10 protein-coding genes are annotated in these 14,358 nt (G+C 63.6%); 1 reads left to right on the top strand and 9 read right to left on the bottom strand.

Annotated features, from left to right (window positions below; all coding sequences use genetic code 11):
• Positions 1 to 17: 17 nt before the first annotated feature.
• Entirely contained in the window at positions 18 to 1,055 is a 1,038-nt protein-coding gene (locus ISG32_RS02590) for an MBL fold metallo-hydrolase (RefSeq protein WP_194769438.1), read from the bottom strand.
• A gap of 343 nt (positions 1,056 to 1,398) precedes the next feature.
• Between ISG32_RS02590 and ISG32_RS02585 the strand changes: the two genes are divergently transcribed.
• A complete protein-coding gene (locus ISG32_RS02585) occupies positions 1,399 to 1,611 on the top strand; it encodes a hypothetical protein (protein WP_194769437.1) in 213 nt (70 codons plus the stop codon).
• A gap of 105 nt (positions 1,612 to 1,716) precedes the next feature.
• On the opposite strand, the gene ISG32_RS02580 is transcribed toward ISG32_RS02585, so the two are convergent.
• The 8 genes from ISG32_RS02580 to ISG32_RS02545 all read right to left on the bottom strand — a co-directional run bounded on the left by ISG32_RS02580 (position 1,717) and on the right by ISG32_RS02545 (position 13,809).
• A complete protein-coding gene (locus tag ISG32_RS02580) occupies positions 1,717 to 3,681 on the bottom strand; it encodes a gamma-glutamyltransferase family protein (RefSeq protein WP_194769436.1) in 1,965 nt (654 codons plus the stop codon).
• A 231-nt stretch (positions 3,682 to 3,912) separates the two neighbouring features.
• Positions 3,913 to 4,983: a pirin family protein gene (locus ISG32_RS02575; RefSeq protein WP_194769435.1), complete on the bottom strand. Its 1,071-nt coding sequence runs from the start codon at positions 4,981 to 4,983 to the stop codon at positions 3,913 to 3,915.
• Positions 4,984 to 5,109: 126 nt separating this feature from the next.
• Positions 5,110 to 6,240, bottom strand: a complete 1,131-nt coding sequence (locus ISG32_RS02570; RefSeq protein ID WP_194769718.1) for an alpha-hydroxy acid oxidase — start codon at positions 6,238 to 6,240, stop codon at positions 5,110 to 5,112.
• Between the two features lie 245 nt (positions 6,241 to 6,485).
• A complete protein-coding gene (locus ISG32_RS02565) occupies positions 6,486 to 8,366 on the bottom strand; it encodes a choice-of-anchor U domain-containing protein (RefSeq protein ID WP_194769434.1) in 1,881 nt (626 codons plus the stop codon).
• A gap of 1,328 nt (positions 8,367 to 9,694) precedes the next feature.
• Entirely contained in the window at positions 9,695 to 9,841 is a 147-nt protein-coding gene (locus ISG32_RS02560; RefSeq protein ID WP_194769433.1) for a hypothetical protein, read from the bottom strand.
• Positions 9,842 to 10,738: 897 nt separating this feature from the next.
• The gene (locus ISG32_RS02555) at positions 10,739 to 11,851 is read right to left on the bottom strand and encodes a sensor histidine kinase (protein WP_194769432.1); all 1,113 of its coding nucleotides are present in this window, start codon (positions 11,849 to 11,851) and stop codon (positions 10,739 to 10,741) included.
• Between the two features lie 12 nt (positions 11,852 to 11,863).
• Positions 11,864 to 12,928, bottom strand: coding sequence for a response regulator (locus ISG32_RS02550; RefSeq protein ID WP_194769431.1), 1,065 nt, complete (start codon positions 12,926 to 12,928; stop codon positions 11,864 to 11,866).
• A 566-nt stretch (positions 12,929 to 13,494) separates the two neighbouring features.
• A complete protein-coding gene (locus tag ISG32_RS02545; RefSeq protein WP_194769430.1) occupies positions 13,495 to 13,809 on the bottom strand; it encodes a YkvA family protein in 315 nt (104 codons plus the stop codon).
• Between the last annotated feature and the right edge of the window lie 549 nt (positions 13,810 to 14,358).

Raw genomic sequence — 14,358 nt, 5'->3', positions numbered from 1 at the left:
TGTTTGGATGACTCCGCTTACTGCGCGGCGGTGTACCAGGCGATGCCGTCCTTGATGGTTCGGTCGATGTCGCCACGCTCCAGCAGATAGTTCAGGCAGGCCTGCGCCTCGCCGGTGGCCAGATGGAAATGGTTGGAACTGGGCTCGATGGGCCTCGAGAACAACGCGGAGAAGGTATCCACCACGCGCATCGGCTGCCGCGCCAGCGCCTCGCGCAGACGCTCGAACGACTTGTGCTGGCCTTCGCGCAGATACTTCAGGCGCGCATGCAGGCCATGAAAGCACTCGTCGTGCGCGGGCATCACCAGCACGTCGTCCGGAATGTTCCGCTCCAGCCAGTCGAGCGACTCCAGCCAGTCGGCCATCGGATTGGCGGCGGGTTCGAGCGGGTGCACCGAGATGTTGGACGAGATGCGCGGCAGCACCTGATCGCCGGAGATCAGCAGCTTGTCCCGCTCGTTGTAGAGGCAGGCATGCTCGGGCGAATGACCGCGCCCTATCACCACCCGCCAGTCGCGCTCGCCGATGCGGATGTTCTGTCCGTGCGAGAGCCGCCGGAAGCTGTCGGGCAGCGTGTAGATCATCTTGCCGAACGCGCCGAAGCGCGCGCGGTACTTCTCGATGGCGGCGTCGGGCCAGCCAGCTTCGTGGAAATAGTCCACCGCGTCCTTGGGCGCCTCGCGGTTCATGTCGGAGACCGTCACCCGGCAGCTCAGGTACTCAAGGCGCGACATCCACAGCCGCACGCCGAAGCGCCGCGTGAGCCAGCCGGCCATCCCCACATGGTCGGGATGCATGTGGGTGACGAACACGCGCGTGAGCTTGCGGTCGAACGGCGGGGCGGCGAGCACACGGGTCCAGATCTCCACCGTTTCCTCGGTCCGCGGCCCGGTGTCGACCAGCGCGAAGCCGTCGCCGTCCTCGAGCAGCCAGACGTTGATGTGATTGAGTGCCAGCGGCATCGGCTGACGCAGCCAGTAGACGCCCTTGCTGACCTCGCGCCATTGGCCGGCGGCCGGGGGCTCCATCGGGAAGGAAAGATTGGTTTGCGGCATCCTTGTGTTCCTGTTGCGCTCGGGAGACGGGGACGAAGACTCGTCCGCTTCGTGGTGTGCATGCATCATGCTCCGAATTCGGCGATCCGGAAAACGGCTGCTGTCACCTTCATTTCAGCCGCGGCACCGGGATGGCACCTTTTCGGTGCGCGCTGCGCCGCCAGATTCAGCTTGCAAGCCCCGCCAAATCCAGCAAAATGAAACGATTGCCTTGCAAGGACTCATCGGCGGCCCGGCGGACATCGCCAGCCGCTGCGCAACAAGGGCTTCCCCGATGCACTCCGCCGCGCAAGCGTGTAGGCTGGTTTCTCTATTCCGTTCGCAAGATGAAAGAAGGGCTCGTATGAACCAAGTGTCTTCCGTCCCGCAGGCCCGGCGGGAAACGCTGCGTGATGTCCTGCCGCAGGTGTCGCAGCTGCTTCAAAAGCGCCGCGCCAATGAGATCGACGATGCCGTGATCGACGATCTGGTGTCGCTGCACTGGCTGGAATGGGTGGGCGGCAGCCTGCAGCTGACCACCACCGGCAAGAACATCTGCAGACAGCTGCTGGAGTAACGTCCAACGCCTCACAAAGAAAGCACGACAGGGCGCATGCAGCGCCCTGTCGTCATTGTGGATCGGGCCCGCACTCGGACTCACGCCCCAAGGGCCCGAAGAGAACTACAGCGCCCCGTCGCCCAGCACGATGCCTTCGCGCCGCGGATCCGCACCGCCCTGCAGCACCGACTTGCCGTCCTTGGTCACGCGGATGATGGTGGCCACGCCGCTCGACTGCGCGGACGAGTTCACCGTATGGCCCTTGGCCTTGAGGCCGTCGATCAGCGCCGTGAGATCGAGCGAGGTGTTCGATCCATCGATGCCGGTGGTCGCGCTGTTCGATGCGCCGGTGTTCACGAGCGAGGTCGCCTGCTGCGCATCCAGCCCCCAGTCGAGCGCGCCGACCACGGTCTTCATCACGTACTGAATGATCGCACCGCCGCCGGGCGAGCCGGTCGCCATCACGAAGTCGCCGGGCTTGTCGCCCTTGAACACCAGCGTCGGTGCCATGGTGCTGCGCGGACGCTTGCCGGGCGCGACGCGGTTCGCGATCGGCGTGCCGGCGGAATCCACGGGCGCGGCCGAGAAGTCGGTGAGCTGGTTGGTCAGCAGGAAGCCATCGACCATGTGGAAGGAGCCCATGCTGGACTCCACCGTCGTCGTCATCGACACCACGTTGCCGTAGGCATCGACCACCGACAGATGCGTCGTGCCATGCTCCACCGTCTTGTCCACTCCGAGCGGCACGCTGCCCAGATCACCCGCCTGGGCGGTGCCCATGCTCTTGTCGGGATTGATGAGCGCGGCGCGGGCCTTGAGGTAGTCCGCGTTCAGCAGCGTGGAGACGCCATTGCCCGGCAGCGGAATGAAGTCGGTGTCGGCCACGTACTTGTCGCGATCCGCATAGGCCAGACGTTCGGCCTCGGTGAGCAGATGCACGCCCATCACGCTCGGCACGCCGCCCTCGTTGCCCGGATTCATCGGCGCGTACTGCCCCATGTTGAACTGGCTCAGAATGCCGAGGCCCTGCGCGATGGCGATGCCGCCCGACGAAGGAGGCGACATGGTGCAGACATGGTAGGCGCCGCGGTAGTTCACGCAGACCGGTTCGCGCTTCTTGGGCTTGAAATTGGCGAGATCCTCGAGCGTCATCAGGCTTGGCGTGATCGGCGTCTTCGCAGCATCGTCCCCCACCGACTGCGCAGCCTTGGCGACGATGTTCTTGGCGATGTCGCCGGTGTGCAGCGCATCCGCGCCCTTGCCCGCGATCGCGCGCAGCGTGGCTGCATAGGGCTTGTTGGTCATCACCTCGCCGGTCAGGCGCGGCGTGCCATCATCCTTGAAATAGGTGGCCATCGCGTTGCCGTCCAGCGCGAGGCTGGTGGCGTTGCTCTTGATCGCGTCGCCGAGACGCCCCGGGATCTTGAAGCCGTCATCCGCGAGCTTGATGCCTGAATCGAACAGGCCGCTCCATGCGAGTCGGCCATGCTCCTTCTGCGCCATCTCGAGCATGCGCAGCACGCCCGGCACACCGATCGAGCGCCCGCTGCGGCGCGCCGACGGCACGGGCGCGGGGGAGTTGGGATCGGCCTGGTCCTGGCGCGCAAGATAGTAGCCCGTGGCCGCCGCCGGTGCCGTTTCGCGGCCGTCGTAGGCCACGACCTTCTTGGTCTTGGCGTCGTAATAGACCATGAATGCGCTGCCCGCGATCGTGCTCGACTGGGGTTCGACCAGACCCAGCACGGCCTGCATCGCGACCGCCGCATCGACCGCCGTTCCGCCCGCCTTCAGCACCTCGCAGCCCGCCTTGCTCGCCAGCGGCGTGTTGGCCACGGCCATGTAGCTGTTCGACTGCTTGGCCTTGAGTCCGAGGCGATACCCGGAAGCCGCCTCCGGCGCTGCGGGATCGCCCGTCACGCCCGATCCCACCACCACCGATCCCCCCGAGCTGCTGAGCACCGTGCAGCTCTTGGCATCGGTGTCCACGCGCAGCTCGTTCTCGTCATCATGGTGATTGCTGCTGTTGCAGCCCATCAGCAGCACCGCGATGGCCATGGGTGCCAGCGGCCAGAATTTTCTTTTCTGCATCGTTGTCTCCTGTCGTTTGAATGGGGTGCTCATGCCGGTCCGGATCGACCGCGACCGAGATGGACCGCAAGACGAGACAGACCAGTCTTGCACGGTATCAAAAGCTGTCGCCGGGCCGCGTCAGTATTTGCCCCCAGACCTGCAACCATCGGTTCACGGCACGCAAAAAAGCGAACGGGCCATGAAGGCCCGTTCGCTGTCTGGCGGCTCACCGCATCCGCGGTGCGAAGATCACTCCCGCGGCGTTTCGACCCGCCCGTCCGGGTGTCTGGCGAACCGCTTTTCCTTGCCATGCGTGTGCGCATGCGAAGGCCATGGCCAGCCGCCGAACTGGGTGCGCTGGTAATCGCGCATGGCCTGCACGAGCTCCTGTTCGCTGTTCATCACGAACGGTCCACGCGCCGCCACCGGCTCGCCAATCGGCTTGCCCTGCAGAAGCAGCACCTCGATCACCTCGTCGCCCTCGTTTCGCATCGGCACCGGCAGATCGGAGCGCAGTACAAGCATCACGCGCTGATCGAATCGGTGCCCGTCCACGGTCACGGTCTTGCCGCTCGTGAGATAGACCGCGCGGTTGATTCCTGCGGAGGCGGCAGGCAGCGTCAGGCTCGCACCGGGCTCCAGCCGAACGATCCAGATCGCCACGTCCGCACCGGGCTCGCTCGCCCACGAATCGCTCGGTGGACGCAGGGCCTTGGTCGCCACGGAACCACCGGCCGCAGCCGCATCGACGGGCACGTAGTCGCCCGCGATCACCTCCACCTCTGAGCGGCGGCCTTGCGCATCGGTCTGCACCACATGCGGGATGTCATGCGCCCAGAACATGGTGAAGTCCGGTGGCGCCATCTTGCTCTTGGCGGGCAGGTTCAGCCACAGCTGGAACAGGTCCAGCGTGTTGCCCTTGTCCTCGTGCACCATGGGGAACATCTCGCCGTGCTGCACGCCCGCGCCGGTGGTGAGCCACTGCACGTCGCCCTCGCCGTAGCGCGCGGTCGCGCCCAGCGAATCGGCATGGTCGACCAGCCCCTTGCGCACGATGGTCACGGTCTCGAAGCCGCGATGCGGGTGGGCCGGAAAGCCGGGAACGTCGTCACCGTGGTACATGCTCCAGCCGTCCTGACGGCCGAAATCCATGCCGATGTCGCGACCCTTGAGCAGCGCGGGATCGGGGCCGAGTTTGCCGTTCCCCTTGGGGTACAGGTCCTGGTGGTAGGCACCGAAGATGAAGGGATCGAGCCCCGGCAGGCGCCCCTCGATGGCGTGTGCGCTCTGGATGAGCGATGGCTTGCTGGTTGTGGTCATTGATGAAAGCTCCTTGTTCAGCACAGCGGGACGCTGCCCGTTCTGCACCTGATCAACAATGCATATGAGGTCAATGCAACCGATTGCAAGACACCATCAGCCGCCCTGCGGACCACCGACCGCCGTTCAACCGCGCACCAGCAACTGCGCAGAGATCTGATCGAGCGTCGCGCAGCCGGTCTGCGCCATCGCCAGTTCCAGCTCCGAGCGCAGCAGATGCAGCATGTGCGCGACTCCGAGCATGCCCGCGGTGGCGAGCGCATGCAGCTGCGGACGACCGACCATCACCGCCGTCGCGCCGAGCGCTATCGCCTTGACCACGTCGGTGCCCAGACGCACGCCGCTGTCGACGATCAGCGGAACGTGCTGCGGCACGGCCGCGCGGATCGCGGGCAGCACGTCGATGGGCGAGACCACCCCGTCGAGCACCCGCCCGCCATGGTTGGAGACCACGATGGCATCCGCCCCCAGCTCCACCGCCCGCTTGGCCGCACCGGCCGACAGGATGCCCTTGACCACCAGCGGCAGCCGCGTCTCGTTGCGCAGCCAGGCCAGCTCGTCCCAGCCCGGCGCCTGATTCGCGAGCGGCGTGCCAAAGAGGATGTGCTCGCTCGTCAGATCGCTGGTCTGCGTCGGCTGCTGCGCGCTGCCGCGCAGGTTGATCGCCTCCACGCCGGGCGGCAGCGGAAAGCGCGAGCGCTTGATGTTGGCGTCCACCGTCCACACGATGGCCTCGTACCCCGCCGCCTCGGCGCGGCGCACAAGGTTCAGCGAGGTGCCGCGCTCGGGCTGGCTGTAGAGCTGGAAATACAGCGGCGCGCCCCGCCCCAGCTCGCGCCGCGCGGATTCGGCCGCCTGCGCGATGTCCTCGATGGTCTGCGTGGCGAGCGTGCTCACTATCATCGCCGTCTGCATCGCCATCGCGGCGCGCACCGTCGCCAGTTCGCCGTCCGGATGCATGAGGCGCTGATAGGCCACGGGCGCGAGCAGGATCGGGCTTCGCAGGCTGCGGCCCAGCAGATCGACGCGCGTGTGCGCATTCGACAGATCGGGCAACGGCTCCGGCACGAGCCGCAGAGCGTCGAACGCCGCACGGTTGTGCGCCACGCTCAGTTCCTGATCCGCACCGCAGGCGATGTGCGCCCACGAGGCGCGCTCCACATGGTGCAGCGCGTGCCGCTCATAGTCGCGCAGCGACATGATGTCCGCCGGAATGCGCTGCCACGCGGGCCGCACCGGCTCTCCCAGAGCGTTCAGCGCGTTCAGGAAAGAAGGAAGTGTCTGGCTGGGGTCGTTGCTGCTGCTGCTGTTGCTGTTGCTGCTCATGTCGGTCGCCGTCGGAATTCAGCCCCCATTCTCGACGATCCGCTGCCAAGGCCCGCGCCAGATGTCTGCCAATGGTGGCAATCAGACGCTCACGCGGCAGCCATGACGACAACGGCCTGCAACCGTTTCCAGTTGCAGGCCGTTCAGGCTATCGGCGCAGAGCGCTGCGCTTGACCTTACGCCGCCTTGCGACGACGCAGTCCGAGTGCGCCCATCACCGAAGCCATGAGGCTCAGCAGTGCAAGACCACCCATGTTGAGGAAGGGTACCGACACCGCGCCCGATGGGCCGGCCGGTGGCGTGACCGGGGCTGCCTGCAACGAAACCACAGGATCGACGATCTCGCCGTTCACGGTCCAGTCATCGTCACCCAGTTCGCCGTCCTTGACGGTGTAGGAGGTGGTCAGTCCGTCCTTGGAGATGGCCAGATCGGTCGGTGCAAAGAAAGTGGCCTTGTCGGCGTCACGTGTCGCCTTGCCCAGCTTGCGCATGCCAGCCACTGGCTGAGGCCACTGGATGGTGACCTTCACTGCGGTCTGGTCGCAATCGAGCAGCTTGAAGCGGAACTGACCCTGCTTGCTTGTTTCACCCGTTGCGAGGGTGCCTGGACCTTTCTCGAACGCCGTAGCGCCAGCCGTCGTGTCGAAACCGCAGGTATCGCCGCCGCCGTCCAGCGTGACCGTGGCTGTGCCGGAAGGCGTGTCCGTTTCAGGCACCGTGGTACCGGAGAACGTCTTGTTGGACTTGAACACCACATCCTGCGTCTTCTGTACCGCCTTGCTGTAAGTGTCGTCGCCCGCCTGGTCGGCGGCGATCGTGCAGGTTCCGGCCTTCAGCATCTTCACCGTTTTTCCAGTCACTTGGCAGACGGCTGCGGTCGTGGAGCTGTAGGTGACGGGGCGGTTGGCTTCGTCCACATGATCGCTCGTGGCGAGTGGCGACACGTCAAACGTCGTATTGCGCTGGAACGGGCGTTCAGCAGGGCTTTGCGCCGGGAAAGTCAGTGTCTGCGCAGTCTGGCCGATCTCGATGTCTTTCTCGATCGCGTCCGCCGCCACATAGAAGTTGGTCTTGGCCGGCTGGTTTGCAACAATCGTGCAAGTGCCTTTCTTCTTGGCGTCGATCACACCGCTCGTGCTGTCCACCGCGCAGATGGCTGCATCCTTGCTGCTGTATTGAACGGCGGAACCATCAGAGACCGAGCTGGAAGCAACAAGCGACTTGGTCTTGTCACCCACCACCAGGCTGGGCACCGTGCCCCATGTCAGCGTTGGCTTGGCTTCGCCCAGTTGCACGCTCCGCTGCTGTTGCGCAGCGGCGGTGTAGTCATCATCACCGTCCTGATTGGCATTCAGCGTGCAGGTACCGGCGGATTTCATGGTCACCGTCGTGCCCGTAACTTCGCACACCGATGCGGTGGCAGAGCTGTATTTGACGGGGCGCGTTGTGGCCGGATGATCGCTTGTGGCTACCGGTAACACATCGAACGTGCCATTCAATGCGAACTCGCGTGTGGCAGTAGTCTGCGCCGGGAAAGTCAGCGTCTGGCTGGCCTTGCCGACCGTCAGCGTGTTGTCGATCTGATCTGCCTTGTCGTAGTAGTCAGCACTTGCCGCCTGATTGGCATGCACGCTGCAGGCACCTGCCTTGAGAGCCTGGATCACGCCGGTAGACGAATCGATCGTGCACACCGTCTGCGTGGTGGAGCTGTAGACAAGCAGCGACGCGTTGGTGCCGGTTGCGGTACTGGTTGCGGTCAGCGACTTGGTCGTGTCCCCCACCACCAGCGAAGGCACGGAAGTGCTCCACGTCAGCTGTGGCTTGGCCGTGCCGACAATGATGTCATGTGTCCGTTCGCTCGCCATGGTGTAGTCATTGTTGCCATCCAGATTCGCTGCGATCGTGCAGGTGCCCGCCTTCAACGCGGTCACCTCGCCGGTGCTGCCATTCACGGAGCAGACCGTAGTGGTGTTGCTCTTGTACTTCACGGCATTGCCCGAAGGGATGGGGGTAACCGTGGTGGTGGCCGTTTGCGTGAGCTTTTGGTCAACCGACATGGTGGTTGCCGTTGGCGTGCTCCATACGAGGGTTTGGTCGCCTTGATTGACGGCCAACGCAGTCGTGACAATCGACGCCGCGTCTTCGTAATTGGCATTGCCAGTCTGGCTTGCTGTGATCGTGCAGGTACCCACATGTGCTGCCGTAATGGTCCCAACACCGTTGGCCGACGTGACCGTGCATTCATTCGCGTTGGGTGCACCCGATGCGGAATAGGTCACAGGGTTCGCCAAATCTGCCAGGCTCACGGAACTGGTCGCTGTCAGTGTGGGAGCCACCGCTTCACCGACCTTGAGAGTCGGCAGCACGCTCGGCCATGACAACACGGGCTTCCCCTTCCCGACCGAGAGGCTGTTCGATTGAATTGCGCCAAGATAGTTGGCGGTTTCAGCCTGGCTCACCACCAACGAGCAAGGCTGATTGGCGACTAAACCTGTGACGACGGCACCTGTCGCTGTCGCCGTCGCCGAGCAGTTAGCCGTCGTGGTGCTGACAGTTGGGACTCCACCTCGAGCGTCATAACTTATCACCATCAATGAAGAACCCGTCCCAACCGCAATACTTTGGGGCCACGAAACCGAAAGGCTGCTCAGTACTCCCTTGGTCACCGCAATGGCTGCATGCGAGCTGGATGCGGAATTGAAGTGCTCCGATTCCGCCTGAGCAAGAGTGACCGCACAGCTCCCGCCCGCTGCCGTCCCGGTCACAACGCCACCTTGCTGCGTGACCGTGCAGCCCGTGGAGGACCCAGCGTTGAAGGAAACCGCACCCTCCCCCGAAGTGCTTGTCGCGGCGAGCTGGACTTGGCCATCCACCGCGACGGTAGTCGCTGTATCCGTCCAATTGATCACAGGCGTGGCTTTCACCACGCTTCCGATATCACATGTCTTGGACGTTTCCGCCAAAGTTCCGCTTGCTGCAGCAGTGGCCGTATAGGAACACGCACCGATGCCGGTAGTAGTGGGCACTCCGCCCACAGTCGTACAGGCGCTGTTCGAAACGTTGCTGTAGGAAACGGCACCTGCCGTCATTCCGGAAGGAGCCGACACGTCAACACCCGGCACCGTCTGACCCCATGGGATGCTTTGGCCCGAAGTCGGGCAGGTCAGTGTTTGGACAGGCACCGGCACCCAGGAGATGGTGACAGAACCAGCGCCACCGGGAGCGCCAACGCGGTCGGTATCGTTGTTACTACTCGGATTTGCTACACCCGCCGTCCCCCCGTTGCTCGCGCCCGAACAAGGAGATCCGCTGTTTGAAGCGCTCGCAACACGCGTGGGCCAATCACTGCCGCCCGCACCGCCGCCTCGGCGCGCGTTGGCGTTTGTTACCGCGCCTCCTCCTCCATAGCCCGCTCCACCACCTCCGTTGGAGTCACCTTGGGCAGTACGGCCTGCATTTCCGACACCATCGCCTGCACCGCCTTGACCTGCACCACCCGTACTTGCGCTCGAACCGTTGCTGGCGGTTCCATTTCCTCCACCACCTACAGTAGTGCTGGGCACTCCCCCACTTCCGCCGGCAACCCCTGTCCCACCGCCACCGCCAGCACCGCCAGACAACGACGCCAGGCAGCCTACACCGCCATTCGTTACAGATGATGGATTGCTGGTAGAGGCACCACTGCCGCCGCCTCCTCCAGCCGCAATCAAACTCCTTGATTCATTGGAAAACGTAGTCCATTGAACGTAGGTGGAGCCGCCTCCTCCGCCCCCGGAGGAGCTGACATTATTTCCCCCCGAGGCACCTGAGCCACCACCACCACCACCGCCGGTATGCAGTTGAACCTTGCTGCCCGGCTTCACTGAAAGATCAGTCAAAACGATCTGCGCACCACCGCCGCCAGCGCCACCGTTGACCGAGGTTCCGCCTGGGCCACCTCCATTTCCTCGTACACCACCACCACCTCCTCCTCCTCCACCAATCGCCGTGATGGTGATCTTCGTCACTCCTGAAGGGACGTCCCATTCGCCTGAGCCTGACGAAAAAGTCGCATTTTCGTCTGCCGCCCAAGAAGCTTGGGAAAGTGCCATCAAAGCCCCCGCCACCGCGACGGCGCGGAGCATGGGTGCGGTTTGATCCCAACAACTATTCCCTCTCCCTCCGTGCGCACCTAAGTGCCCCCGGCTCCGCTCGTTTTTTTTCATGTGATTGCCTCAAACTAGTATGGAAATTGATCGCCACCCTGCCCTTGGGCATCAGCGCAATCCATTCGGATCGCGCCCCAGCAATGCAAAGCTGCAGCCTCAAGAGTCAGTTGGTTAAAGCGTAAGAATTCTTTTCAGTTAGCGCCCCATTCGTTCGGATGGGAAAAACACAGTCAGTCGCAAAAATCACAAAAAACAAACTGGTTTCTACGCACGTCGGGCGTCTACCTAGGGCCTGCCGGAATCCGCAGATGCACCGCCAGACCGCCCCCTTGCGGCAGGCTCGCGTGCAGGTCGCCGCCGTGCAGTTGCGCGATGGAGCGCGCGAGGTAGAGCCCGAGGCCCGTTCCGTTGGCCGAGCGCGCGGTTTCGGAGCGGAAGAAACGCTCGAACAGCAGGGGCAGCTCGGTCTCGGACACGCCCTCGCCCCAGTCGCGCATGGTGCAGAGGATGTGCCCGTTGTGGGCACGTGCGAGGGTGACGGAGATGGCGGTTCCGGCCTCGGTGTACTTGCAGGCGTTGGACAGCAGGTTCTGCAGCACGTGCTCCAGCAGGTTGGCGTCGCCCATGCAGACGAAGTCCTGCCCGTTGCCGTCCGTCTCCATGAGCAGCGGGCGATCGTGCAGAAGATGCGCGTGGGCCGCCATCACCTTGCCCACCAGTTCGTCCATGTTGAGGCGCTGGGCCTGCAGCCGCAGCGCGCCGCTCTCCAGCCGCACGCTGGTGAGCACGCTGTCGATGAGCTTGTTCATGTGCTCCACCGTGCTGCGCGTGAGATGCATTTTCTCGAGCACCAGTTCGCTGTCGGCAAAGCCCGAATCCGGTGCACTGCGCGCTGTGCGCAGGAGGCGCTGCGCGGTGGAGTCGATGACCGCGAGCGGCGTGCGGAACTGGTGCGACACCAGCGAGACGAAGTTGCGGTAGGTTTCGGTGGCGCGCTGCGCCTCGTGCAGTTGTTGGACGGCGTCCTGCAGCGTGTCGCGCTGCTCGGCGATGACGCACAATTGCTCGCGCTGATGCGACAGTGATCTGAGCAGCTGCCACACCAGCACGCCGCCAATGACGAGCACCACGACGAATGCCGCAAAGACGGCGAGGATCAGCCGATCCCAGTTTTCCTGAAGAACGCCATGCTGCCTTGACAACGAGAGCAGGCGGCCGGCGTCAAGAACATCGGGCTGGCCAACCTGCACCGCCCATTGCCACGCCACCCCCACGCCGAGCGCCAAAAACAGCACCGCGATGCCCAGCAGCAGCGCCCAGCGCCGACGCGCCCGCCTGTCGCCAAGCATCGCAAGCGGCGGTGGTGGGGGTGGTTCTGCTGCCAGAGACTCCATGGTACCGTGCCCTCAATGCCGCGCACTCGCGGGCATGGCGATGTCGTTCCACGCGACGGACATGAGCATGGCCACCAGCTCCGCCTGGCGCTTGGTGTCGGTCTTGCTGAACAGATTGCGCAGGTGATAGGCCGTCGTGGCCGCGCTGACGTTCAACTGCTCGCACATCTCCTGCTTGGTCAGTCCGTCGATGAGCAGACTCGCCACCTGCATCTCCGTGGGCGTGAGCGAAAACCGCCGCGCCAGCGCCGCGCGGTTGTGCAGATGGCGCTGCGACAGGTCCGACAGGAACACGACGAACGATTCGTCCCGCACTGGCGTCACCGCGCTGCGCTCGCCGAGCGCGAGCATCGACACCTGCCAGTTTCTCGGCGCTCCGGTGCGCGACGAGATGTCGATCTTCACGGCCTCTCCGTCGCCCGCCAGAAACTGCCGCACGTCGGGATGCCGCACGATGTCGCCGTTCAGCGCGATCTGCCCCATGTCGTCCACCGACAGCAGGCTGTTGTCGCCATCCCTGCACAGGCTGTAGGCCGCACGGTTGGCAAAACGCACGCCCAGCGCCGCATCGCACACCAGCGCGCAATGGCTGATCTTGTCGAGCACGTTGGTCCATTGCAGCAGCAATTCGTTGGACTGCTGGCGCAGCCGCGTGCGATGGCTCGCCTGCAGGCGTCCGACCTGAGCCAGGCGCGAGGCGATGCTGGCGAGCAGCATGTCGTAATCCACCGGCTTGACCAGATAGTCATCCGCCCCGGCCCGCTTGCCGCACAGCACATGCTCGCGATCGGCCAGCGCCGTGAGCAGCATGAACGGCACATCGCTCAAGTGCTCGCCGGTCCGCAGTTCGGACATGAACTCCAGCCCGCTCTTGCCCGGCAGATTGACGTCGCAGACGATCATCGCGGGCGTCAGTTGAGACAGCAGGTTCTGCGCCCGCTCCACATCGGGCACGCCCACCGGCTCGTACCCCGCCGCGCGCAACTCCTCGCACAGATCGTGCAGCAATGAGGGTTCATCCTCCACACAGAGGATGATGGGACGAGGCGCATCAGGGCCCATGGGATGAACGCTCACGCTTACGCTCACGCGCACGTCAGCGGTTGCGCTTTCGCAACTTCCATGCACAACGCCCGCCACCCCATCTCGGCAGGGATCCGCCCGAATGCTTGCGCCAGGATCAACTTCATCTCAGAGCCTCCCCCCATTGCAGACTTGTCAACCCAAGCCTTGTGAACTGGAGCGCGATCACTTTCACTTCAGAGCACCTGATAGCTGGCGATCACACACAACATACGTATCCATTAGATACATTGCGCTGCATCTTGCCTATCACTTAAATGGGGTATTTTGGACCACCATGTTTACCATTTCGGTGGCTCCACAGAATGTGGCCCTTGCGCCTTTTCATCCTTTTGGGGAGCAGCACCCCGCAACCGAATGCGAGCAATTACTTACACCCAATGAAAGGAAACATAAGCTCAGAACTCCGGTCGCGCGCGCATCGTGGGCGCAAATAGCCCGCTCACCGCCGCCAAACAGGCGGTGATTCGGCTCCACCAGAAACAGAAAGCCAGGCAACCAGTTTCTGGTCACCTGACTTCGTCGTCGTGGTGTTTTTGTCTTGTCTTTCAGCGAGCGACCTACGTCGCCGTCTGCTTGTGCTTGGGGTTCTGCTGTCGAGTGCGCTCACCCACGCGCGACTGCAGCGAAGCGAGCAGCTCGGGAGGCAGGAACTTGAACGCCAGCTGCAGCAGGAAATAGGCGATCAGCCCGTCATCCAGCCATCCCAGAACGGGAATGAAATCAGAGACGAAATCCACCGGACTCACCACGTAAAGCGCGGCCAGCACCGTCACGAGCTTGGCGGCCTTGGGAGAGCGCGGGTCGCGCAGGACGGCCCAGGCGAGCAGCAGCTCCTTGCGAAACATGGTGAACAGACGACCCAGCTTCCACATGGTGGTACCTCCGGTGGTGATGGCAGACGGACAGAAGGACGGACAGTTGCTTTGCTCCGGGCTGATGTTTCCTCGCCTGGGTCTTCCAATGAGGGGGCGGGGGAAAGATCAGCGGTGGCAGAGGGAATAACGTGTGGGCTCGGTGGGGGATGACAAGATGTTGTCGATTTTTTTTATTATTTTTGCGAGGGATGGCGTCGGTGCAGCTTTTTGCGGTTGTTGGGGATTGGAGGGTGGAGGCCGGGACTGCCCCCGGCTGGGCAGTCACTTTTTGCTTGCGCGCAAAAAGTAACCCAAAACGCGCTTTCAATACCTCCGGCGGAACTCGCTGCGTTCCTTCGTCACTCCGCTCGGACAACCGCCGGAAGTCAGTTTGGAAGAGGTGTTTGCGGCACTTTGCTTCGCTCGTGCCCGGGCTTTTGCAAAGTTGGGTTTAGCTGCAAATGCCCACTGCTCTTTTCGAACGAAGTGACCGAGTTGCAGCAAGCAATCGCACAACACTGGCACCCCAGCATCTCGCGAAGTCGCGAGATGTTTCGGCACGAGCGA

This window comes from Diaphorobacter caeni, assembly GCF_015354245.1.
Lineage (GTDB): Bacteria > Pseudomonadota > Gammaproteobacteria > Burkholderiales > Burkholderiaceae_C > Diaphorobacter_A > Diaphorobacter_A caeni.
This window is presented reverse-complemented; position numbering and strand designations above follow the sequence as displayed.